This window comes from Baekduia sp. (assembly GCF_035996765.1).
In the GTDB taxonomy this organism is placed as follows: Bacteria; Actinomycetota; Thermoleophilia; order Solirubrobacterales; family Solirubrobacteraceae; genus Baekduia.
The window spans coordinates 24,135-44,486 of the sequence record NZ_DASYJG010000036.1; the positions used below are offsets into that span (position 1 = coordinate 24,135).

Here is a 20,352-nt window from a genome sequence, read left to right on the forward strand (position 1 = left end):
TCACTTGAGGAGCTCTTGCATGATGTCGCGGGCGATGGGTGCGGCGAAGTCGCCGCCGAAGCCGGTGACGGCCTTGACGGTGACCGCGACCGCGATGCGCGGGTTCTCGGCGGGCGCGAAGCCGATGAACCACACGTCGTTGATCTTGGTGCCGAACTCGGTCTCGGCCGTGCCGGTTTTGCCCGCGACCTGGATGCCCGGGATGGCGGCCTTCGTGCCCGTGCCACGCTGCACCACGCCCACCATCATGTCGGTCACGGCGGCGGCGGTGGACGGCTTCATCACCGTGGACTGCAGCGAGGGCGAGATCGTGTCGACGGTGCGCCCGTCGCGGTCGACCACGCGGGTGGTCAGATGGGGCTTCATGAGCTTGCCGCCGTTGGCCACCGCGGCGGCGACCTGGGCCATCTGCAGCGGCGTGGCCTGCAGGCCACCCTGCCCCATGGCCATGCGCCCGACGTCAACGAAGCGCGAGGTCGGCGAGACCGCGTGGCCCGGTGGGTTGGGTGCGACGACCGAGGCCGACATGGTGTCCTTGGGATAGTCCAGCTCCGGCTTGGCGTCAAAGCCGAAGCGCTCCATGTACTCCTTCATGGTCGCCTTGCCGAGCTTCTCGCCGACGTTGGCAAACGCCGTGTTGACCGACTGGGCCAGCGCGTCGGAGAGCGTGATCTGCCCGAAGTCCTTGTTGAAGTCGTTGGCCAGCGGGACGGCCGAGATCTTCTGGCCGCTGTCGCCGTCGACCGTGGAGGACGGTGAGAACTGCCCGCTGTCGATCGCGGCGGTCGCGGTGACGACTTTGAACGTCGAGCCCGGGGCGGCGCCGAACTGCACGGCGCGGTTGACCAGCGGCGTGTTCTTGTTGTCCTTGTTGGCCGCGTCGAGCTTGCCCTTGTCGGCGATCGTGTTGGGGTCGTAGGTCGGCGTCGAGGCCATCACCTTGACCGCGCCGGTGCGCGGGTCCAGCGCGACGGCCGCGCCGCTGCTGCCGACCGCGGCGATCTCGTTGAGCGCGAGCTGCTGGGCCTTCGGAACGAGCGACGTGCGCACGTCATCGCCCTCGCGCGCCTTGCCGATGAGCTGCTCGAAGGTGGTGGTGATCGCGTTTTTGGCGCCGGTCAGCTCGTCGTTGCGGTACCGCTCGAGCTCGCTCTGGCCGATCGAGGCGTAGGAGTAGCCCACCGGGTGGCCGAAGCGCTTGCCCTGCGGATAGCTGCGGTGATAGACGCCCTCGTCGTCACGGGTCGAGCGCGCGATCGCCGAGCCATCGGCGGCGAAGATCGTCCCCCGCCGGATCTTCTGGGCGCGGATGATCTCGCGGTGGTTGGCGGTGTCGTGGTTGAGGTCATCGGCGCGCAGCACCGTCCACCACGACGTCGACACCAGCAGCGCCCCGAACATCAGCAGCGCAACGACGAACAAGCGGCTGATCGGCTTGTTCATGACGGCAACTGCGCGTCACGCCTCGCGCGGTCGGAGATCAGCAACAACAACGCCAACAACACGAAGTTCGCCAACACCGACGAGCCGCCGTAGCTGACGAACGGCAGCGTGACGCCCGTCAGCGGGATCAGCTTGGTGACGCCGCCGACGATGACGAACACCTGCAGCGCGAAGACCGACGTCAACCCGGTCGCCAATAGCTTGGAGAACGAGTCGCGCGCGAGCATCGCGATCTTGAAGCCGCGCTGGACGAAGAGCAGGTACACACACAACAGCCCGGCGGCGCCGACCAGGCCCAGCTCGTTGACGATCACCGCGTAGATGAAGTCGGTGTGCGGCGCGGGCAGCAGCGAGCAGTTGACCGTCGACGTCGTCACCGTCGCGCACTGCCCGCTGATGCGCAGCACCGCCTGGCCGAAGCCCTGGCCCAGCACGCCGCCGTCGGCCTGGGCCCAGAGCCCCTGGGCCAGCTGGTAGCTGCCGCCCTGTAGGCGGTTGAGCAACACGGGGTCAAACGGGTTCTGCCATGCGTCGATGCGATCGGCGATGTGACCGATGTGACCCGCGACGAGGTAGGCGCCCAGCGCGAAGGTCACAACCCCGACGACCACGAACGACAGCCGGTCGGTGGCGACGTAGATCATCGCCAAGAACGCGCCGAAGAACATCACCGACGAGCCGATGTCGCGGATGTAGAACAACAACAACATCGACGTGCCCCAGATGACCAGCATCGGGCCGAAGTGCTTGAGCGGCGGGACGGTGACGCCAAGCACGCGGCTCCCGGCGGTGACCAGCAGCTGGCGCGTGTCACGCAGGTAACTGGCCAGGAAGACGACGATCGCGATCTTGGCGAACTCCGCCGGCTGCACGCTGAGCGAGCCGATCTGGATCGACAGGTAGGCGCCGTTGACCGGCGAGAACGCGCGCGGGAGCAACAGCAGCAAGATGCCGCCGATGGCGATCAGGTAGCGGTAGCGCTCGAGCTTGCGGTAATCGCGCAGCAGCAGGATCGTCGCGGCGAAGAGGCCGAGGCCGATGACGAACCACTGCGCCTGCAGGCGCGCCAGCCCGTCGTCGATCCGGTAGATCTCGACCAGCCCGAAGCTCGCCAGCAGCGCGCCGAGCGGGAAGAGATAAGGGTCGGCGTGCTTGAGCGTCACGCGCAGGAAGAGGTGCGCGACGACGCAGAGCCCAAGGAAGATCGCGCCGTAGGTCAGCGAGACGTTGGAGATCTGGTTGCTGCCGCTCAGGCCGCCGAGCAGGTCGTCGCGCGAGAGGAAGACGGCGGCAAAGCCGGCCGACACCAGCAGCGCGGCCGGGATGAGGGCGAAGAGCTCGCGGTTTCGGGCACTCACGAGGCGTACTGCCCCGCGAGGTCGCCGCGCTCGAGCTGGCGGATCAGGTCGACCGCGTCGTCGTGGGAGCGCAGCTTGTGGTCGGTGATCGTCTGCTGGACGCGCGGCGACAGGCTCTGCGCCGGCACGCCGCTGGTGAACTGCGTCTGGAAGAGGTTGACGCCGGGCAGCTCGTACGGCAGCCCGGAGTAGAGCGTCACGAAGCCGTCGTCGTCGGTGCCGACGAAGTAGACGCTCTGGCTGGCGAGGATCCCACCGCTGAGGACCAGCGCGAGCAGGACGGCGAGCACCGCGAAGCCCTTGGCGACGCCAACCCAGCGACGACGCTTGGGCGGGCCGGCCTCGTGGCGGGGGTGGCGTGGCGGGCGCGGAGCACGCGGCTCGATCGTGGACGAGCCAACGAGCATTTCGGTGGGACGGACGGTGGTCTGCGTCGCTATAGGCGCAGCGGCGACCGGCGCCGCCGGCACTGCGTCACCAACCGACGTGTGCTGGTTGACGACCGCCCCCTCGCCCGGCGTGACGTCCTCCACCCGGAACAGGATCACCGTGATGTTGTCGCGCCCACCCGCCTCGTTGGCGGCGGTCACGAGCCGCTGCGCGGCAACCGCAAGGCTCGGCGCCCCCGCGAGGATCTCGGCGACGCCCGCATCGGAGACCATCCCGGTCAGCCCGTCGGAGCAGAGGAGGAAGAGGTCGCCGTCGCGCACCGGCCAGGAGAAGTGGTCGACGACGACCTCGCCCTCGATGCCCAGCGCACGGGTGATGATCGAGCGCTGCGGGTGGTCCTCGGCCTCCTCGGCGCTGATCTGCCCGCGGCGCACGAGCTCGCCGACCAGCGAGTGGTCGTCGGTCAGCTGCGTCAGCTCGCCATCGCGCAGCACGTAGAAGCGGCTGTCGCCGACGTGCGCGATCGCCAGGTCGTCCTCGCCGACGTAGGCGACGGTCAGCGTCGTCCCCATCCCGGCGAACTGGTCGTCGGACTGCGCCTGGGAATAGACCTGACCGTTGGCCTGGGCGACCAGCGCGGCCAGCCGCTCCTCGTAGGTGCCCGGCCCGTCGGGCATCCCACCCTGGGTGGAGAAGACGGAGACCGCGGTCTGGGAGGCGACCTCGCCGGCCTGCGCGCCGCCCATGCCGTCGGCGAGGACGAACAGCGGCGAGTGGACCCAGTAGCTGTCCTCGTTGGCAGAGCGGGCGCGGCCCGTGTCGGTGCGGGCGGCGTGATCGGCGACGCGCAGCATGCTCAGCGGTCCATGTAGGTGAACTCGCTGTCGCCGATCCGCACGCGGTCGCCGGGGTGCAGGGGCTGCGGACCGCTGAGCAGCTCCTCGTTGAGGTAGGTGCCGTTGGTCGACCCCATGTCCTCGAGCACGATCACCGCGCCCTGGCGGATCAGCCGCGCGTGGCGCGAGGAGGCAAACGGATCCTCGAGCCGGATCTCGGCCTGGTCGCCGCGGCCCATGACCGCGCCCTCGCCGACCTCGTACTCCATCCCGGGCACGTGGCCGGGCGCGCGCTCGACGACCAGGCGCGGGTCGAGATCGCCTTCGGGGATCTGGCCTTGCTGGCTCGCGGAGTAGATCCCGGTCGCATCGGCGGGCGCGGCCTGCTGCTGTGGCATATAGCCCGGCGCGGCCGTCGTCACCGACGTGCGCTTGAGGTCCTTCAGCGCGTTGCGCGAGATCCACAACAAGAAGAGGTAGAGGACCGCGAGAAAGCCGAACTTCAACGCGACGGAGAGCGGGTCGACCACGGTTACTCGACCTCGAATCCGACGCTGACGGTGCCGAGCTCGATGCGGTCGCCGCTCTCCAGCGGATGCGGCCCGTTGACCTGGCGCCCGTTGACGCGCACGCCGTTGGTCGACCCAAGGTCCTGGATCAGCCAGCTCTGTCCGCTGGGCGAGAGCTCGGCGTGGCGGCGGGAGACGTTGGAGTCGTCGAGCACGATGTCGGAGTCGCGGCTGCGGCCGATGATCGCGCCGCCGGCGGGCACGACGAGCCGCTTGCCGCCGGCCACGATGATCGCGCGGCGGCGCGCGACGCCGGCACCCGAGCCGACCTGCTCGAGCGCGGACTGATGACGGTCGCTGGTCGAGTAGACCATCGTGTGGCCCATGTCGGCGGGGCGCGCCTCAGGGGCGTCCGGAACTGCAGACGCCGCCGGCTGCACCAGCCGCGCCTGGATCCCGAACTCCCCCAGCGCCAGCCGCTCGTCGGTGCGGAACTCGATCTGCGGGCGGCTCACGAGCGCAAGCCGCTCACGGCGCGCGTGCTCCAGCAGGTAGGCCCCGAGCTCGTCGATGACCGACTGCTCGACGCCCTCGTAGCGCTCGCGATCCTGCGGCGAGAGCCAGACGACGTACTCGTTGGGCACGTAGGTCCGGGAGACCGAGACCGTGCGGTGCTCGTCCATCTCCTTGGCGAGCTTGCGCGCCAACTCAACCGGTCGGACTTCGGACCGGAAGACGCGACCGAACGTCCCCTCGACGAGGCCGGCGATCTTCTCTTCGAGGCTGCGGAGGACGCTCATGCCGTGGAGGGACGACTTCTTCCCCGCCGGGGAATCCGCCCACGCGTCATGCGGAGCGGCCGATCTAGAGTAGACAAGCTCAACGAGAATCGCGTGCGTCAGGTGACGCACGCGGGATCACCGCAACGGCGCCGGCGGCGACCGCACCGACGATCAGGCCCCGTGGCGTGCCCCCGATCGCAGCCTGCGTCGCCGCCGCGAGGCCCGCCGCCCAGGCTGTGGCGAGCACGACGTCGACGACAAGCAGGCGGCCACGGACCAGGTAGGGCAGCACGGCGGCGGCCGCCGCCCAGACGCCCAGCAGCGCGATCGCGGGTGACGTGACGATCGCTGCGAGCGCGTCGGTCCCGCCGTGCGCGGCGTCGGCCGGGGCGCCGAGCAGCAGGTGTCGGTGCAGCGCCGCCTCGGCCAGCAGCAGCCACCAGGCGCCGAGCGCACCGACAAGAGCTCGCCGCGGCATGCTCCCCGCGCGCGCGGCCAGCGCCGGGAAGGCGCCGCCGACCGTGCCCAGCGCCAGCAGCGGCGCGACACCGGGCAGCGACCACGACGCCGGCGCGGCGCGGCGCAACAGGAACGGCACGGGCAACGCGGCGGCGAGCACGAGCCACGCACGCTCCGGAAGCTCGACGAACAGCCACGTCGTCGCGGCCGCCGCGAACGCGAGCCACGCCAGGCGCGGGAGCAGCAGCGTCGCGAGCCCGATCGCCAGCGCCCCCGCCAGCGGCGCGACCGGTGGTGCAACGGCCGTAGCCGTCCCTCCGGCGGAGCCCGTCGCGCCAGCGGCGCCGCCGCTCTCCGCCAGCGTGTCCAGCCCCGTCGTCCCCCAGCGCAGCGCCACCCCCGCCAGGCCCGCCGCCAACACGGCGGCCAGCGCGCGCTGGGTGAGCTTCGTGTGCTGCGGCGGACCGGACCCGCCCACCCCAGCGAGTGGCTCCAGCGAGCCACCCGCAATCGTGCCGGGCTCATCGTCGACGGCGTCCAGGGCGGCGATCAGCGCGCCGCGCAACTCGGCCAGCGTCCCGCGCTCCTCAGGATGCGGCCAGACCGCGACGTCCAGCGCCGCACACAGATCGAGCGGCAGGTCACGCCGCAACCGGCCCAGCGGCGGCAGGCGCTGGCCAACGCGCCGCGCCGTGGCGCCCGCACCGCGCCCGCGCACCGGGTTGACGCCCGACAGCCCCTCATAGAGGCACAGGCCAAGCGCGTACAGGTCGGCCTCCTCCCCCACATCGGCGCCTTCGGCCTGTTCAGGCGCCATGTAGGCCAGCGTCCCGACGACGTCTCCGGTCCGCGTCAGCGCGTCGTCACCGGCGATCCGCGCGACGCCGAAGTCCGTCAGCTTGGCCGGCGCCCCACCATCGGCCACCGCGTCTGGAATCAAGATGTTCAGCGGCTTGACGTCGCGGTGGATGATCCCGCGCTTGTGCGCGTGGGCCAGCGCATCGCAGAGCGCCACGCCGATCTCCACCACATCGCGATCCGAGAGCGCTCCTTCTTCCAACAGCCGCGCGAAGGTCCCTCCGCGGACGTACTCGGAGACGAGGTAGACGTTCTCCTCATCGGATCCCGCCTCGTGCAGCGCCACGATCGCCGGGTGCTGCAGCCGCGCCGCGGCCACGCCCTCGCGCTGCGCGCGCCTGGCCGTGTCGGCGTCCGGGGCCGGAATGCGCTTGACCGCGACGGTCCGATCGAGCTTGAGGTCGTGAGCCAGCCAGACCACGCCGAAGCCGCCGCCGCCCAGCCGGCGCACCAGCCGGTAGCGGTCCAGGACGACCTCCGAGCCGGCCGTCGTGGCCGTGGCCGTGAGATGCTCCGCGGTCTCCACCGCCTCCGGACTTCCGCGCGGGAAGAAGGGGCCCTGCGCGCGACGGCGAAGTTGCAGCGGGCGTTCCCGCCCGACGCACCGGTAATACTGGCCCATTCGCCCCCGCCAGGAGCGCGGACGTACGTGTCCTTCTTCGACGACGAGCCCGACGAACCCACGCGAGTCACCCGTCCCGCCCGGCCCCGCCGCGCGGCGCCCGCCGGTGGGCCGCCTGGCGGCGGCGTGCCCCCGGCCGACATCGCTCGCCGGCGCCAGTTCGCGCTCTTCGGCGGCCTGGCCATCTGCGCGCTCCTGCTGCTGCTCTTCGTCAAGAGCTGTTCCAGCACACGCCACAAGAACGCGCTGAAGGACTACAACCGCGAGGTCACGTCGATCGTCCAGAGCTCGGACCGCACGGTCTCCAAGCAGCTCTTCGACGTGCTCTCCAAGGGCGGCCAGTCCCAGGACGTGACGGTCGCGGTCAACCAGGTGCGGCTCGTCGCCGAGGAGGACGCCAAGCGCGCCCGCGACCTCAATGCGCCCGACGACGTCACCGCCGCCCAGCACGACCTCGAGCAGGTCATGAACTTCCGCGCCGAAGGCGTCAAGAACATCGGCGACCTGCTCACCAAGGCGCTCAGCAACCAGCCCTCCGCGGTCGCGGCGATCCGCGGCATCGCCGGGCAGATGCAGCTCTTCCTGGCCTCCGACGTCGTCTACTCCCAGCGCGTCGCCCCGCTGATCGTCGACGCGCTTGACGACAACGACCTCCACGACCAGGCGGTCTCGCCGTCGAAGTTCCTGCCGAACATCGGCTGGCTCGACGCGGCGAAGGTCGGCAACAAGATCAACCCGGACGCGGGCGCTGCCTCCTCGTCGGTGACCGGCGAGGTCAAGCCCGGAACCCACGGCCACGGCATCATCGGAGTCAAGGCCGGCGCCGTCGCGCTGAGCCCGACGGGGTCAGGCATCAACCGCGTGCCGGCCAAGGCGCCCCTCGCGGTCGAGGTCACCTACGCCAACCAGGGCGAGAACGACGAGTCCAACGTCACGATCTCGGTCAAGATCACCGGCGGCCCGAAGGCGATCTCGTCGACCAAGCGCCTCAACCAGACCAAGGCCGGGACGCAGGCCGCGGTGCCGATCCAGCTCACGTCGGTCCCCCCCAGCGGCTCGTCGACGACGATGACGGTCACCATCAAGCCCGTCCCGGGCGAGAAGAAGACCGACAACAACACGACGACCTACACGATCCTGTTCACCTAGTAGCGTCGGCGTCGTGGACAGCTCGACCGCCGGGATCGTGGCGCTCGTCGCGTGCGCCGTCGCGCTGGCGGCCTTGGTCGTGGCCGCCACGGCGCTGGTGCGCCTCCGCCGCCTGCGCGCCGACCAGCGCGTCCTGCTCGGCGCCAGTTCGACCGACGATCTGGTCGCCCATGCCGCGCGCCTCGAGCAGGAGTTCCGCTCGCTGCACGCCTACGTCGGCGATGTCGCCGCACGACTGGACGGCCGCCTCGGCACAGCCGAGGGACGCCTTGACACCACGATCGCCTTCCGCGGGCTCGTGCGCTTCGACGCCTACAACGAGATGTCGGGCCAGCAGTCGGTGGCGATCGCGCTGCTCGACGCCGAGCAGTCCGGGATCGTGATGTCGAGCATCCACCACCGCGACCAGGCGCGGCTCTACGTCAAGCACGTCGTCGGTGGCGAGCCGGAGTACCCGCTGTCGCCGGAGGAGATCGAGGCGGTGCGCGTGGCGCTGGCCCGTGAACCGCCGCCCGAGCCGCCGCGGCTGCCATGAGGCTCGGCTACTTCGGACCCGCGGGCACGTTCACCCATGCCGCGCTGCTGGCCTCGTCGCATGCCGCGGGCGAGGTCGAGGCGATTCCCTTGCCCACCGAGCGCGAGACGATCCTGGCTGCCGGCGCCGGCACGGTCGACGCCGCGCTCGTGCCAATCGAGAACTCACTGGAGGGCGGCGTCAACGCGACGCTCGACACGCTCGCGCTCGACGAGGCCGGCACGAGCGTGCGGATCGTCGGCGAGGAGGTGCTGCCGATCTCGCTCGCGCTGATCGTGCGCGCGGGCGTCGCGCTGGCCGACATCGACGCCGTCTTCTCCCATCCGCAGCCGCTGGGCCAATGTCGCCGCTATTTGGCTGAGGCGTTGCCGGGACGGCGGGCGGTCGCCGCGACGTCGACCGTCGAGGCCGTGCGCTCGGTGGCCGAGGCGACCGATGCGCCGCATGCCGCGATCGGGACCGCCGCCGCGGCCGGGCTCTACGGCTGCCGGATCCTTGCGGAGGGCATCGAGGACGAGCACGGCAACGAGACGCGCTTCCTCTGGGTCGCGCCGGCGGGGTCAGACCCCTTCGGCACCGCGCACGCCGGCGGTGACACGGTCGCGCCGGGCTTCAAGACCTCGATCGTCTTCCACGGCGCTGGCGACGCGACGCCCGGATGGCTCGTGGACTGCCTGTCGGAGATCGCCTCCCGCGGCATCAACCTGACGCGGATCGAGTCGCGACCGCTCAAGCGCCAGCTCGGGCACTACCTCTTCCTGGCCGACCTTCAGGGCCACGAAGACGACCCGCAGGTGGCCGAGGCGATCGAGCGCCTCCACGTCCACTGCGAGGTCGTGCGCGTCCTCGGCTCCTATCCGTCGGCAGCCTGAACGCGGCGCGCTACCCTGATCCCAGGTTCGAACCCGGCGATTTCCGTTGCCGCGGATGCTACGGTTCCGGCTGGAACACGCCGCCATGAGCAAGCTCGCTACACCACCACACACGATGCGGTCCACGTTGCCCGGCGAGCACCGGCGACGTGGACGTGAAGGTGGCCGGGTGCTCGTGCTGAACGCGTCATACGAGCCGATCAACGTCTGCACCGTGCGCCGCGCCGTCGTCCTGCTGCTCAAGGCCAAGGCCGAGGTCGTCGACCACGCGACGTGGGAGCTGCGCTCCGAGCGCGCCTCGATGTCGCGCCCGGTGGTCATCCGGCTGATGACCTACATCGTGATCCCGCGCGACACTCACCGGCGCAAGATCACCCGTCGCGCCGTCTTCGCGCGCGACAACTGGACCTGCCAGTACTGCGGCTCGCGCTCCAACCTCACCGTCGACCACGTGATCCCCCGCTCCAAGGGCGGCTCCTCCACGTGGGAGAACATCGTCGCCTCCTGCGCGCCGTGCAACCGACGCAAGGCCGACCACCTGCCCGACAAGGCCGGCATGCACCCGCGGCGCACGCCGTCGATGCCCCAGCCGCACGTCTTCATCCACGTCGCCACTCCCACCATCCCGGCGGCGTGGCGACAGTGGCTGCCCGAAGCGGCCTGAGTCGCGCGTCGCGACCCGCCCCTTAACGCCAAAGGACGCCGCGGCAAGCAACCGCGACGCCCTTTGAACACCACTGGACTGGACTAACCCGCTCCGCGACCTTTCTGAGCGGCCGGAGGGACGACTTCCGGCATCGCGAAACGGGGGTGGCCCGGCGTGGATTCGCTGGATCGTTACTCCAGCCCGACCGATCTAGCGGCCGGCCACCTCCAGGGTCCCGCAAGTACTAGAACTAGATATTCGGACCACCTCCTTTCTCTGGTAGGCGCAATGTAGCACCACCGTCCGACAACTTTGCGCAGTACCTGCTAGGCGCGGTCAACGGACGGACGGGAGGTGGTCCGAATGGCTTACTCCTCGTCGTCGGACTCGTCGTCCTCGGGGCCTTCGACGGCGGCGTCCTCGGATGCCAGGTCATCGCCGGCATCCTCGCCCTCGACGTCCAGCGGCGGGTCGCCGGGCTCCGGCGCCACGTTGAGCTCCTCGCCCTCGACGTCGAGCGTGGGCTCGCCGCTCTCGTCCTCGGACTCCGCGATCAGCGCGATCGCGCTGACCTGATCGCCGTCGCGCGGGCTCATCAGCCGGACGCCCGTCGCCGAGCGGCCCTGCTGCGAGATGCCCTTGACGCCGGTGCGCTGGATCATCCCGTTCTGGGAGATGAACACCAGCTCCTGGTGGGGCCGGACGACGAGCGCGCCGGCGAGGCCTCCCTTGGCCTCGGTCAGCTTGATCGTCAGGACGCCCTTGGCGCCGCGCGACGTCTTGCGGTACTGGTCGATCTTCGTGCGCTTGCCGAAGCCGGAGTCGGTGACCACGAGCATGTCCATGTCGTCGCGTGCGACGTCCATGGCGATGACCTCGCCCTTCTCGCCCACGTCCATCCCCCGCACGCCGCCGGTGTCGCGGCCCATGTCCCGCGCCTGCCCCTCCTCGAAGCGCACCGCGAGGCCCGCCTTGGAGACCATCATGATCTCGTCGCCCTCGTCGACGCGGCGCACGGCGATCAGCTCGTCCTCGTCGCGGATCTTGATGGCGATGATGCCGTCGGCCTTGATCGGCGTGTTGTAGGCCTGGAACTTGGTCTTCTTGATGACGCCCTTGCGCGTGGCGAAGACCAGGTAGGGCGACTCCGAGAAGTCCCGCGTCGAGAGCACCGACTGCACCCGCTCGTTCTCGCGCAACGGCAGGATGTTGACCAGCGCACGACCCTTGGACTGACGCGCGCCCTCCGGCAACTCATACACCTTGGACCGGTAGACCTTGCCCCGGTTGGTGAAGAACAGCAGGAAGTCGTGGGTCGAGCAGACGAAGAGGTGCTCGATGTAGTCCCCGTCCTTGAGGTCCATGCCCGTGATGCCCACGCCGCCGCGACGCTGCTGGCGGTAGGTCGTCAGCGGCACCCGCTTGATGTACCCCGACTTGGTCATCGTGATGACCATCTGCTGGTCGGCGATGAGATCCTCGATGTCGAGCTCGTCCTCCGACGGCGCGATCTCGGTGCGGCGCGGCTCGGTGAAGCGCTCGGAGATCTCCAGCAGCTCCTCCTTGATGAGCGCCCGCACGTTGGCCTCGTCGCCGAGCAACTCGCGCAGCTCGCGGATGCGCTCGGTGACGTCGGCGTGCTCCTGCTTGATCGCGTCGCTCTCCAGCGCGGTCAGCTGCGAGAGGCGCAGGTCGAGAATGGCCGACGCCTGGATCTGCGACAGCGAGAACGCGGTGACCAGCTCCTCGCGGGCGGCCTCGCGGTTGGGCGAGCGGCGGATGACCTCGATGACGGCGTCGAGGTTCTCCAGCGCGATGAGCAGTCCTTCGAGGACATGCGCGCGCGCCTCCTTCTGCGAGAGCTCGAACTTCGCCCGGCGCACGACGACCTCGCGCTGGTGCGCGACGTAGGCGTGCAGCACCTCGATCAGCGAGAGCGTGCGCGGCACGCCATCGACCAAGGCCACCATGTTGACGCCGAACGTCGACTGCATCGGCGTGTGCTTGTAGAGCTTGTTCAACACCACCTTGGGGTTGACCGCGCGCTTGAGCTCGATGACCAGGCGCATGCCGCGGCGGTCGGTCTCGTCGCGCAGATCGGAGATCTCAGGGATCTTCTTCTCGCGCACGAGCTCGGCGATCTTGGTGATGAGCCCGTTGTCGCCACCCTTCTTGACCGCGTAGGGCAACTCGGTGACGATCAACGCCTCCTTGCCCTGGTGGATCTCCTCGATGTGGGCCTTGGCGCGGACCTTGATCTTGCCGCGGCCCGTCTCGTAGGCGTCACGGATGCCCGAGCGGCCCATGATGATGCCGGCGGTCGGGAAGTCGGGGCCCTGGATGTGGGTCAACAGCTCGTCGAGCGAGATCGCCGGGTTGTCCAGGAAGGCGACCGTCGCGCTGATGACCTCTTCGAGGTTGTGCGGCGGGATGTTGGTGGCCATGCCGACGGCGATGCCCGTGCCGCCGTTGACGAGCAGGTTCGGGAAGCGCGACGGCAAGACCGTCGGCTCCTGCTTGGACCCGTCGTAGTTGGGGACGAAGTCCACGGTGTCCATGTCGATGTCACGGACCATCTCCATGGCGATGCGCGTCAGCCGCGCCTCCGTGTAGCGCATGGCCGCCGCGTCGTCGTCGTCGATCGAGCCGAAGTTGCCCTGGCCGTCGACGAGCATGTGGCGCATCGAGAAGTCCTGCGCCAGCCGCACGAGCGTGTCGTAGATCGACGCGTCGCCGTGCGGGTGGTAGTTGCCCATGACGTCACCGACGATGCGCGCCGACTTGACGTAGGGCCGCGTCGGGCCGAGACCGGCCTCGTTCATGGCGAACAGCACGCGGCGATGGACGGGCTTGAGGCCGTCGCGGACGTCGGGCAGCGCCCGCCCGACGATGACCGACATGGCGTAGTCGAGATACGCGTTGCGCATCTCGTCTTCGAGCGCGCGCGGCTCGATGTTGCCGCCGCTAATCACGTCTGTGGCCATCAGGCCTCATCTCCTTCGATCTTGCGGTTGCGCTCCGCCGTTGTCCGGCGCATCAGACGTCGAGGTTCACGACGGCCCGAGCGTTCTGCTCGATGAACTCGCGCCGGGGCTCGACCACGTCGCCCATCAACATGGTGAAGAGGCGGTCGGCCTCCGCGGCGTCGTCGATGCCGACCTGCTGCAGCGTCCGGGTCGTCGGGTCCATCGTGGTCTCGCGAAGCTGGTCGGGGTTCATCTCCCCCAGGCCCTTGAAGCGCGACACCTGGACGCCGCGGCGCGCGACCTCGAGCACCGCGGTGCGCAGCGTCTCGAACGAGTAAGCCTCGTCGGAGCGCTCGCCCAGCGCAACGCTAAACGGCGGTGCGCCGGCCAGCTCGACCAGCTGCGCGTTGACCTTCACGAACTGGCGGTAGTCGTTGGAGTCAAACAGGGCGCGGGCCAGGCGGTGCGTCTGGGCCAGGCCGCTCTTGCGCTCGACGGCCTTGACGACCAGCACCTCGTCGGTGGTCTCGACGATGTGCGTCTCGTGGGGTCGCGACTCGTCGTTCTTCTCCAGCGAGGCCAGCGCCGATGGGAGGTCAGCCGACTGGTCGTCGAGCAGGCCCGCCTCACCGAGGAAGCGGACCGCCTCGTGGCCGTGCTCGGCGCGCAGCGAGCTGCCCCAGCCCTCGAACTGCTTGAGCAGTCGGGTGTAGCGCTGCCAGCGCGCCTCGGTCAGCTTGAACTCGGCGCCGGTGCGATCGTGCACGCGGATCTTCTCCAGCTTGTCGGAGAGCAGCAGCTCCTCCAGCTGGGAGTCCTTCTCCAGATACCGCTCGCTCTTGCCCTGCTTGACCTTGTAGAGCGGCGGCTTGGCGATGTAGACGAAGCCCGCCTCGATCAGCTCCGGCATCTCGCGGAAGAGCAGCGTCAGCACCAGCGTGCGGATGTGCGCACCGTCGACGTCCGCATCGGTCATCAACACCACCTTGTGGTAGCGCGCCTTCTCGATGTCGAACTCGTCGCGGATGCCGGTGCCCAGCGCCGTGATCAGCGCCTGGACCTCGGTGTTCTTGAGCACACGGTCGATGCGCGCCTTCTCCACGTTGAGGATCTTGCCGCGCAGCGGGAGGACGGCCTGCGTGTGGCGATCGCGCCCCTGCTTGGCCGAACCGCCCGCGGAGTTGCCCTCGACGATGAAGATCTCGGCCAAGGACGGGTCCTTGACCGAGCAGTCGGCGAGCTTGCCCGGCAGCGGTGAGTTCTCCAGCGCGCTCTTGCGACGCGTCAGGTCGCGCGCCTTGCGGGCGGCGGAGCGGGCTTGCGCAGCCTGCACGGCCTTGCGGATGATCGCCCGGGCCTCCCCCGGGTTCTCCTCCAGGAACTCCGCGAGCTTGGAGTTGACGACGTTGGCGACGAAGCCTTCCATGCCCGGGTTGCCGAGCTTGGTCTTCGTCTGGCCCTCGAACTGCGGGTCGGCGAGCTTGGCGGAGATGACCGCGGTGAGCCCCTCGCGCACGTCCTCGCCGGAAAGGTTGTCGTCCTTCTCCTTGAGCTCGCCCTTCTCCCGCGCGTAGCGGTTGACCGTGCGCGTCAATGCCGAGCGGAAGCCCGAGAGGTGCGAGCCGCCCTCGTGCGTGTTGATGTTGTTGGCAAACGAGAACACCGACTCCTGGTAGGAGCCGTTCCACTGCATGGCGATTTCGACGTAGCCCTCGTCGGACTCGCCTTCGAAGAAGATGACCTTCTTGCCGAGCGGGTCCTTGTTCTCGTTGAGGTAGGTGACGAAGTCCTCGATGCCGCCCTCGAAGTGAAACTCGGCCCGCTGGCCGCCGGCGCGCTCGTCGGTCAACGTGATGCGCAGGCCGCGCGTCAGGTAGGCGGTCTCGCGCAGACGCTGCTCAAGCACGTTGAAGTCGTGCTCGATCGTCTCGAAGATGTCGGCGTCGGGCAGCCAAGTGACCGAGGTGCCGGTGCTCTGCCCCTTGGCCATCTTGTCGCCCTTGACCAGGTCGTAGCGCGGAATGCCGCGGTCGAACTCCTGGTGGTGGAGGTGGCCCTCGACGGCTACGTCGACACGCAAGGTCTCCGACAGCGCGTTGACGACCGAGATGCCGACGCCGTGCAGGCCGCCGGACACCTTGTAGCCGCCACCATCGCCGAACTTGCCGCCGGCGTGCAGGACGGTCAGCACGACCTCGACGGCCGGGCGCCCCTCCTTCTCCACGATGCCGACCGGAATGCCGCGGCCTTCGTCTCGCACGGTGACGCTGTTGTCGGGGTGGATCGTGACCTCGACCAGCCCACCGAAGCCGGCGAGCGCCTCGTCGACCGAGTTGTCCACCGCTTCGTAGACCAGATGATGGAGGCCGCGGATACCCGTCGACCCGATGTACATGCCCGGACGCTTGCGGACCGCCTCGAGGCCCTCGAGGACGGTGATGTCCTGGGCGTCGTAGGCGGCCGAGCCCTGGCGCGCATTCTTCTGCTTGCCGTTCTCGTTCGCCATAAGAGTGCTGCGTTCCTGACGCAGAACGCCCCAGTCCCGGGCTCGGTCGAGCCCGACCGGGGCGTGAAAAGAAGTTATCCACAGGATAGCACAGCAACCCCGTAGAACGCCCGCTCAGAGCGTCACAAAATACCTGCAAATGCGCACAAAAGTGTTACGGCTCTCGCCCGGCCCACGCACGCGGCGGAGACGCCACGCAACGCAGCGCTGTTATGCGCCCCTCACCAAGCTGCGCGTTGAGTCGCGCGACGAGCTCCGGCGCCATCAGATCGAGCTCTTGCGCCCACACCGAAGAACGGCAGGAAATCGTCAATGTTCCACCACGCTCTGTGGTCGGCGTGGCCTCCTTGACCACCGCTGCGCCGACCACGTCGGGCCACACGCGCTGCACCTCGCCGAGGACCGTCTTGGGCGCGAGCTGGTCGGCGAGACCGGCGATCGCCGACGACAGTGGCCGTGGCGCGCGCCGGCGCATCACGCGGCCGCGGCCGCCGCCGCGGCATCCTGCAGGACCGTTCCCGGCGAGACCTTCAACCGCACGACCGCCGGCGCCTGGGCGCCCGGGACGTGGCCGAGGTCGGTGGTCGTCACGACGGCCTGGCCGCCATCATCCAACCGCGCGACGAGCATCCCGCGGCGATCGGCGTCGAGCTCGCTCATGACGTCATCGAGCAACATCAGCGGGGGAGCCCCACGCTCTTCGGTCAGCACCGCCCGCTCGGCCAGCAACAGCGCCAGCAGCGCCAGCCGCTGCTCGCCCTGGGAGCCGAAGGACTTCAGCTCGCGGCCATCGCGCAGCAGCAGCAGCTCGTCGCGGTGCGGACCATGCTGGGTGAAGCCACGCTCGACATCGGAGGAGCGACGCTCCAGCAGCTCCGCGGCAAGCTCGGTCGGCTCGACGGCCTTCGTCCGCGGGCGGTAGCGGACCTCGGCAGCGCCGGCGAGGCCGAGCTCGGTCGCCAGCTGCGGGAAGCTCTCGGCCACGCGAGCCACCGCGGCGGCGCGATCGTCACGCAGCGCGATGCCCCACCGCGCCAGCTCCGCGTCCCAGGCATCGAGCGAGGCCTCGCCGACCCGACCGGCGCGGACCCGGGCCAGCAGCGCGTTGCGCTGCGCCATCGCCCGCGAGTACTGCGCCCGGTTGCCCGCCCGGGCCGGCCACAGCGCGGCGACGAGCTGATCGAGATGGGCCCGGCGTAGCGACGGTGCGCCCTTGACCAGCTCCAGCCGATCGGGCAGGAAGACGCTGACCAGCGGGCGCGCTGGGCTGTCGGTCAGCCGCTCCACCGGCGCGCCGTCGACCTTGATCCGCTTCGGCTCACCCGGCTGGAACCCGACGCTGAGCGTGTGCGCACCATCCCGATCTGACGTGTCAACTTCGACACGTGCGGCCGGAGCGTCGAAGCGCACCATGTCGCGCTCGTTGGCCGTCCGGCACGAGCGCGCCGTGCAGCCGAAGTACAGCGCCTCGAGCAGGTTCGTCTTGCCGGCGCCGTTGGGGCCGTGCAGGACCGTCAGCCCCGGACCGACCGCGACGTCGACCGTCGCGTAGGTCCGGAAGTCGCGGAGACGAAGTCGGTCGACGCGCATGGCGCGGGGCGGGTAGGGCCCGGGTTAGACGTTCAGGCGGATCGGCATGATCAGGTAGAGGAAGCCGCTCTCGTCGGCACCCTCGATCAGGCCGGGCCGCAGGGGGCTGATGAGCTTGAGGATCAGGTCGTCTGAGCCGACGCTGTCCAGGCCGTCGCGCAGGAACTCCGGGTTGAAGCCGATCTCAAACGGCTCGCCGGCGAACGGCACCGGCACCGGCTCCGAGGCCTCGCCGACGTCCGGCGTCTGGGCCGAGACGGTCAGCTCGCCTTCGCTGAAGCTCAGCCGCAGCGGCGCGTTCTTCTGCGCCATCAGGCTGATGCGCTTGACGACGTCGCCGAGCTCCTCGCCGCTGATCCGCAGCTGGTGCTCGTAACCGTCAGGGATCAGCTGGCGGTAGTTGGGGAACTGACCGTCGATCAGCCGCGAAGACAGCACGGCGCCGCCGACCTCAAAGACCACCTGGTTGGAGCGCACGCCGATGCGGATCAGATCGGCGCCAGTGGTGCCCACGACCGAGCGCAGCTCGTCCAGCGCCCGCGCCGGCACGTTGGCCTCGAAGCCCGGGTCCAGCGCGACGCCGAGCGCGGTCTCCTTGACGCTCAGGCGATAGGAGTCGGTGGCGACCATCCGCAGCTCTGACCCCGACGCCGACACGAGGATGCCGGTGAGGATCGGCCGCGTCTCGTCACGCGACGCCGACTTGGACACCATCTCGATCGTGTCCACGAACGCCTGGGCGGGCAGCTCGACGACCGTGTCGTCGGCATCGGTGCCGCCAACGCCCGGCAGCGGCGGGAAGTCCTCGGCCCGCAGCGTGCGCAGGTGGAACTTCGCCGAGCCGGCGATGACCTCGACGTCTTGCTGCTCCGGCCGCAGCTCGAGCTCGACGCGTTCGGCGCCCTTGGGCAGCGAACGAGCGACGTCGAGCAACAGCCGGGCAGGGAGGACCACGGTGCCCTCGCGTGCCACCTCTGCCGCAAGCGGCACACGGAGGGCGATCTCCATGTCGGTTGCGCGCAACTCGACGCCGGTGCTGGTGGCGGCGAGTTGGACACCCGAGAGGGCTTGCACGGCGCTGCGCGTGGAGGCAACGCGGGAGACGGATTGCAGCTGAGCGAGCAGATCCGCGCTCGCGGTCGAAAGCTTCACGATGAAGACCTCAAGAGAGATTCAGGAGTCATAGGGGCTGTTGATGTGTGGACAGCCGCTGAGATGACCGGAGGATGCGGGGTGTTCGCGCACAAGAGCCCACCGAGTCTGTCAACAGCGCCGGTCAAACCGTCGTCCCGCCACCAGCGTCGGTCAGGCGTGCGGTGATCGTGGCGACCGCATCGTAGGCATCGGGGTCGGTCCCGATGCGACTTGCGGCACGTTTACAGGCGTGCAGGACGGTGGAGTGATCGCGGCCACCGAAGTGCGCGCCGATGGCCGGCAGCGTCTCATGCGTGTGCTCGCGTGCGAGGTACATGGCGACCTGCCGCGGCCAGGCGACACGGGCGGTGCGGGTGGGCGAGAGGAGCTCGTCGCGCGTGAGGCCGAAGACCTCGGCGACGACGTCCTGGATGCGCTGCACGCTGGGAGGGCCGGCGGCCCGACCCGCCGAGCTCCGGCCGTAGAGCTGGGTGAGCACCTCATCGGCCAGCGCGTGGTCGATCGGCGCGTCGGTCAGCGACGCGTAGGCGACGACGCGGATCAGCGCCGCCTCGAGGCTGCGCAGGTTGTCGGTGACGCGCTCGGCGATGAGCTCGAGGACACCGTCGTCGCCCACGTCGATCCCATCGTGATGGGCGCGCTTGCGCAGCACCGTCAGTCGGGTGGCGATGTCGGGCTCGCGGATGTCGACCAGCAGGCCGGACTCAAAGCGCTGGCGCAGGCGGTCCTCGAGCTTGGCCATGTCGCGCGGCGGGCGGTCGGAGGTCAGCACCAGCTGGCTGCCCGTCTCATGCAGCGCGTTGAAGGTGTGAAAGAACTCTTCCTCGGTCTTGACCTTGCGCTCAAGGAACTGCACGTCGTCGATCAACAGGACGTCGTTGCGGCGGTAGCGGTGCTTGAAGGCGTCAACGTCGCGGGCCTTCAGCGCCTCGAGGAACTCGTTGGTAAAGCGCTCGACCGTGGTGTAGCGGACGGTCAGCCCGCCGCCGTAGGTGCGCACGTAGTTGCCGATGCTGTGCAACAGGTGGGTCTTGCCGACGCCGGGAGGGCCGACGATGAAGAGCGGGTTGTAGGCCTGGCCGGGCAGCTCGGCGACCGCCAGCGCCGCGGCGTGGGCGAAGCGGTTGGCGTCGCCGATGACGAACTGCTCGAACGTGAACTTCGGGTTCAGACGCGAGGTCTCGGTGTCGTCGAAGAGCGCGGTGCGCGGGTCTTCGACCGAGACGGCCTGCGCGGTGGGCCGGACGCCGGACGCCGGTGTGGGTGTTCCGTCGTCGTCGCGCAACTCCACGCGGGCGACGCTGCCGTCGCCGAGGGTGGTCCGGGCCGCCTCCTCGAGGATCGCCGCGTAGCGCTGCTGGACCCATGCTCGGACCTCGGAGGGGGCGAGCAGCACGATGCGATCGCCGTCGATGCCGCCCCAGCGCAGCGGCGCGAGCCAGATGTCATACGCCGACTCCGGCACCCGGCGTCGCACCTCCGCCTGCAGGCGGGTCCAGATGGGGGCGAGGTCCGGCGTCACGGCAGGGAGGAGCAGCTCCTTGAGAAGCAGACTGGCGAGGCTGGGCGAGGAGCCGTCGGCGGAGCTTCCAGAGGGAGCAGTCTCACCGGCGGGGGTCGAAACGTAGCAGGTGACTTCGGGCCGTCGCGCGCCGTCTGCGGGCCCGCGCGTGGGA

The 20,352-nt window shown here is 69.6% G+C and carries 16 protein-coding genes; 4 read left to right on the top strand and 12 right to left on the bottom strand.

Translation table 11 applies throughout. The features are described 5' to 3' along the window. From VGO10_RS08315 to VGO10_RS08340, 6 genes are all read right to left on the bottom strand, one after another. Window positions 1-1,443 (bottom strand): penicillin-binding protein 2, encoded by a 1,443-nt coding sequence (locus VGO10_RS08315; protein WP_327467104.1) that lies wholly within the window; start codon window positions 1,441-1,443, stop codon window positions 1-3. Further along, window positions 1,440-2,801, bottom strand: coding sequence for an FtsW/RodA/SpoVE family cell cycle protein (locus VGO10_RS08320; protein WP_327467106.1), 1,362 nt, complete (start codon window positions 2,799-2,801; stop codon window positions 1,440-1,442). The genes VGO10_RS08315 and VGO10_RS08320 overlap by 4 nt, the downstream gene beginning before the upstream one ends. Continuing rightward, window positions 2,798-4,045, bottom strand: coding sequence for a Stp1/IreP family PP2C-type Ser/Thr phosphatase (locus tag VGO10_RS08325; RefSeq protein ID WP_327467108.1), 1,248 nt, complete (start codon window positions 4,043-4,045; stop codon window positions 2,798-2,800). Before VGO10_RS08325 ends, VGO10_RS08320 begins: the two co-directional genes overlap by 4 nt. A gap of 2 nt (window positions 4,046-4,047) precedes the next feature. Next, a complete protein-coding gene (locus VGO10_RS08330; protein ID WP_327467110.1) occupies window positions 4,048-4,557 on the bottom strand; it encodes an FHA domain-containing protein in 510 nt (169 codons plus the stop codon). A gap of 2 nt (window positions 4,558-4,559) precedes the next feature. After that, window positions 4,560-5,336 (bottom strand): DUF3662 and FHA domain-containing protein, encoded by a 777-nt coding sequence (locus VGO10_RS08335; protein WP_327467112.1) that lies wholly within the window; start codon window positions 5,334-5,336, stop codon window positions 4,560-4,562. 79 nt (window positions 5,337-5,415) lie between these two features. After that, a complete protein-coding gene (locus VGO10_RS08340; RefSeq protein ID WP_327467114.1) occupies window positions 5,416-7,161 on the bottom strand; it encodes a serine/threonine-protein kinase in 1,746 nt (581 codons plus the stop codon). A 123-nt stretch (window positions 7,162-7,284) separates the two neighbouring features. Here VGO10_RS08340 and VGO10_RS08345 point away from each other — a divergent pair, with 123 nt between their 5' ends. From VGO10_RS08345 to VGO10_RS08360, 4 genes are all read left to right on the top strand, one after another. Beyond that, window positions 7,285-8,406, top strand: coding sequence for a hypothetical protein (locus VGO10_RS08345; protein WP_327467116.1), 1,122 nt, complete (start codon window positions 7,285-7,287; stop codon window positions 8,404-8,406). A 13-nt stretch (window positions 8,407-8,419) separates the two neighbouring features. Next, on the top strand, window positions 8,420-8,941 hold the full coding sequence (locus VGO10_RS08350) for a DUF4446 family protein (protein WP_327467118.1): 522 nt from the start codon (window positions 8,420-8,422) through the stop codon (window positions 8,939-8,941). Beyond that, complete coding sequence (gene pheA, locus VGO10_RS08355; RefSeq protein WP_327467120.1) at window positions 8,938-9,813, top strand: prephenate dehydratase; 876 nt, start codon at window positions 8,938-8,940, stop codon at window positions 9,811-9,813. Before VGO10_RS08350 ends, pheA begins: the two co-directional genes overlap by 4 nt. Before the next feature lie 85 nt (window positions 9,814-9,898). Then, complete coding sequence (locus VGO10_RS08360; RefSeq protein WP_327467122.1) at window positions 9,899-10,477, top strand: HNH endonuclease; 579 nt, start codon at window positions 9,899-9,901, stop codon at window positions 10,475-10,477. 350 nt (window positions 10,478-10,827) lie between these two features. Here the strand turns inward: VGO10_RS08360 and gyrA are convergent, their stop codons facing one another. The 6 genes from gyrA to dnaA all read right to left on the bottom strand — a co-directional run bounded on the left by gyrA (window position 10,828) and on the right by dnaA (window position 20,198). Beyond that, the gene (gene gyrA / locus VGO10_RS08365) at window positions 10,828-13,443 is read right to left on the bottom strand and encodes a DNA gyrase subunit A (protein ID WP_327467124.1); all 2,616 of its coding nucleotides are present in this window, start codon (window positions 13,441-13,443) and stop codon (window positions 10,828-10,830) included. Between the two features lie 52 nt (window positions 13,444-13,495). Then, on the bottom strand, window positions 13,496-15,931 hold the full coding sequence (gene gyrB / locus VGO10_RS08370) for a DNA topoisomerase (ATP-hydrolyzing) subunit B (protein WP_327467126.1): 2,436 nt from the start codon (window positions 15,929-15,931) through the stop codon (window positions 13,496-13,498). 154 nt (window positions 15,932-16,085) lie between these two features. Then, on the bottom strand, window positions 16,086-16,406 hold the full coding sequence (locus tag VGO10_RS08375) for a DUF721 domain-containing protein (RefSeq protein WP_327467128.1): 321 nt from the start codon (window positions 16,404-16,406) through the stop codon (window positions 16,086-16,088). Continuing rightward, window positions 16,406-17,521, bottom strand: a complete 1,116-nt coding sequence (gene recF, locus VGO10_RS08380) for a DNA replication/repair protein RecF (RefSeq protein WP_327467130.1) — start codon at window positions 17,519-17,521, stop codon at window positions 16,406-16,408. Before recF ends, VGO10_RS08375 begins: the two co-directional genes overlap by 1 nt. 24 nt (window positions 17,522-17,545) lie before the next feature. Further along, on the bottom strand, window positions 17,546-18,673 hold the full coding sequence (dnaN, locus tag VGO10_RS08385; RefSeq protein WP_327467132.1) for a DNA polymerase III subunit beta: 1,128 nt from the start codon (window positions 18,671-18,673) through the stop codon (window positions 17,546-17,548). A gap of 124 nt (window positions 18,674-18,797) precedes the next feature. After that, window positions 18,798-20,198 carry a chromosomal replication initiator protein DnaA gene (gene dnaA / locus VGO10_RS08390; protein WP_327467134.1) on the bottom strand — a complete coding sequence of 467 codons (1,401 nt, stop codon included), beginning with the start codon at window positions 20,196-20,198 and terminating at the stop codon, window positions 18,798-18,800. Between the last annotated feature and the right edge of the window lie 154 nt (window positions 20,199-20,352).

Excerpts from the sequence above, each read along its gene's own strand:
- gyrB (WP_327467126.1), bottom strand. The coding sequence starts at position 15,931 with ATGGCGAACGAGAACGGCAAGCAGAAGAATGCGCGCCAGGGCTCGGCC.
- pheA (WP_327467120.1), top strand. The coding sequence starts at position 8,938 with ATGAGGCTCGGCTACTTCGGACCCGCGGGCACGTTCACCCATGCCGCG.
- VGO10_RS08375 (WP_327467128.1), bottom strand. The coding sequence starts at position 16,406 with ATGCGCCGGCGCGCGCCACGGCCACTGTCGTCGGCGATCGCCGGTCTC.
- VGO10_RS08360 (WP_327467122.1), top strand. The coding sequence starts at position 9,899 with ATGAGCAAGCTCGCTACACCACCACACACGATGCGGTCCACGTTGCCC.
- VGO10_RS08335 (WP_327467112.1), bottom strand. The coding sequence starts at position 5,336 with ATGAGCGTCCTCCGCAGCCTCGAAGAGAAGATCGCCGGCCTCGTCGAG.
- gyrA (WP_327467124.1), bottom strand. The coding sequence starts at position 13,443 with ATGGCCACAGACGTGATTAGCGGCGGCAACATCGAGCCGCGCGCGCTC.
- VGO10_RS08315 (WP_327467104.1), bottom strand. The coding sequence starts at position 1,443 with ATGAACAAGCCGATCAGCCGCTTGTTCGTCGTTGCGCTGCTGATGTTC.
- recF (WP_327467130.1), bottom strand. The coding sequence starts at position 17,521 with ATGCGCGTCGACCGACTTCGTCTCCGCGACTTCCGGACCTACGCGACG.
- VGO10_RS08325 (WP_327467108.1), bottom strand. The coding sequence starts at position 4,045 with ATGCTGCGCGTCGCCGATCACGCCGCCCGCACCGACACGGGCCGCGCC.